This window comes from Pseudomonas sp. Sample_24 (genome assembly GCF_004307605.1).
Lineage (GTDB): Bacteria > Pseudomonadota > Gammaproteobacteria > Pseudomonadales > Pseudomonadaceae > Aquipseudomonas.
Map to the genome: position 1 here is coordinate 1 of NZ_RCNW01000041.1, position 2,210 is coordinate 2,210.

Here is a 2,210-nt window from a genome sequence, read left to right on the forward strand (position 1 = left end):
ACCAGCACCAGATCCTGCACGCGCATGATCTTTGACACGGCCGCGGCCATTTCCGGGGTCAGGCCGGGGGCGAGGGCGCGCAGGACCTGTTCGTCGGCGGCATCACTGAGCAACCAGTCGCGAAAGCCGCCGACGGTGAGGTGGCTGACGACGGCGAAAGCCTGCTTGTCGTGGGTGTCGATGATCAGGCGGGTGACTTCATCGTCCTCGTAGGGAACCAGCACTTCCTGCAGGAAGTGGCTGAGCGGGATGTCAGCCAGCGCCATTTGCGCGGCGACGCGTTCGCCATCATTGAGCGCGGCGACACCGGCCAGGAAGTCCCCGGACCGCGCCGGGCTGGCCTTGGCCATCACTTCCTTGAGGCTATCGAAGCGATAGGTCTGGGCGCCGACGCAATGGACATAAACGGCCATGCTGTCCTCCTGGTTAATTGATGACCCGTAGAAGCGAGGCTTGCCCGCGAAAAACGATTACACAGCGTTTCAGTCACACCGCATCATGCCCTTCGGGCAAGTCTCGCTCCTACAGGAATCGGGCGCTCACAAATAGGGCGTGCGCCCGGCGTCGGTGCATTCAGATACCTTCGAGCATAGCGTCCGTCGGTGCCTCTGAACGTTGCCGTGCGGTCAGCTGGAAATACAGGTATCCAGCGGCCATGAAACCAAGGAACACCAGGCCGATCAACGTGTTGAACCAGGCCATCGCCACCAGGCACACCACCGCCAGAAACAGGGCGATTCCCGGTACGATCGGATAGCCCGGTGCACGGAAGGTGCGTTCCAGGTTCGGCTCGGTTTTACGCAGCTTGAACAGGCTCAGCATACTGATGATGTACATCACGATCGCGCCAAATACCGACATGGTGATCATCGCGGCCGTCAGTGTCATGCCCTGCAGGTTGACCAGGCCATCGCTGTAGATGGCGGCGATGCCGATCACGCCACCGGCGAGAATCGCCCGATGCGGGGTCTGGAACCGCGAAAGCTTGGCCAGACCACGTGGCAGGTAGCCGGCGCGGGCCAAGGCGAAGAACTGTCGCGAGTAGCCAAGAATGATCCCATGGAAACTAGCCACCAGGCCGAACAGGCCGATCCACACGAGCATGTGCATCCAGGTCGAATTGTTGCCGACCACGGCTTTCATGGCCTGGGGCAGCGGGTCGTTGATGTTCGACAGTTGACGCCAGTCGCCGACACCCCCGGCCATCACCATCACACCGATGGCCAGGAACACCAGGGTCAGAATGCCGCTGACGTAAGCGCGGGGAATCGTGCGTTTTGGGTCCTTGGCTTCTTCGGCCGCCATGGCCGCGCCTTCAATGGCGAGAAAGAACCAGATGGCGAAGGGAATGGCCGCGAAAATGCCGGGAATCGACGCTATCGTGAACTCATTGGAACCCGACCAGCCGTTGAGCACGAAGTTGCTGAAGCTGAACCCTGGCGCAACCACGCCCATGAACACCAGCAGTTCGGCGACAGCCAGCACGGTGACCACTAATTCAAAGGCAGCCGCGATACCGACACCGAGGATATTGAGGGTCATGAAGATGAAGTAGGCGCCGACTGCCGCGAGCTTCGGGTCCAGTTCCGGGTACTGCACGTTGAGGTAGGCACCGATGGCCATGGCGATGGCCGGGGGCGCAAAGACAAATTCAATCAGGGTGGCGATACCGGCGATCAATCCACCTTTCTCGCCGAAGGCCCGGCGGCTGTAGGCAAATGGCCCGCCTGCGTGGGGAATCGCCGTGGTCAATTCGGTAAAACTGAAGATGAAGCAGGTGTACATCGTCGCCACCATCAGTGCGGTGACGAGAAACCCCAGCGTTCCTGCGGTGCCCCAGCCATAACTCCAGCCGAAGTACTCGCCGGAAATCACCAGGCCGACGGCAATGCCCCATAAATGCAGGGTGCCGAGTGTGGGTTTGAGCTGTGTGGAAGGAATAGTCATAAGTCCTCTCTGGTTTTTTTTGAGCTTGTGGACTTTCGGGCGCTGCGGTTGCGTGTAATGCGGGCACGCAAAGCCCGTGCCAGGGCGGCAGGGCGATGATTTGCGGTGTGTTTGCGGATGCCATCGCCAGCAAGCCGGCTCCTACAGATTTGCGCGGTCTGTAGGAGCAAGGCTTGCCCGCGATAGCCGTTACGCGGTATCGCGCTGAATCAGAAGAAGCCCAGCGGATTGATGTCGTAGCTCACCAGCAGGTTTTTGGTCTG

The 2,210-nt window shown here is 60.4% G+C and carries 2 protein-coding genes; both read right to left on the reverse strand.

Going from position 1 to position 2,210, the window contains the following annotated elements; genetic code table 11:
- Positions 1–413: ethanolamine ammonia-lyase subunit EutB (gene eutB, locus D8V06_RS01955; protein WP_177434328.1), on the reverse strand; the 413-nt coding region annotated here is incomplete at its 3' end.
- A gap of 160 nt (positions 414–573) precedes the next feature.
- A complete protein-coding gene (gene eat, locus D8V06_RS01960) occupies positions 574–1,947 on the reverse strand; it encodes an ethanolamine permease (protein ID WP_130930332.1) in 1,374 nt (457 codons plus the stop codon).
- Between the last annotated feature and the right edge of the window lie 263 nt (positions 1,948–2,210).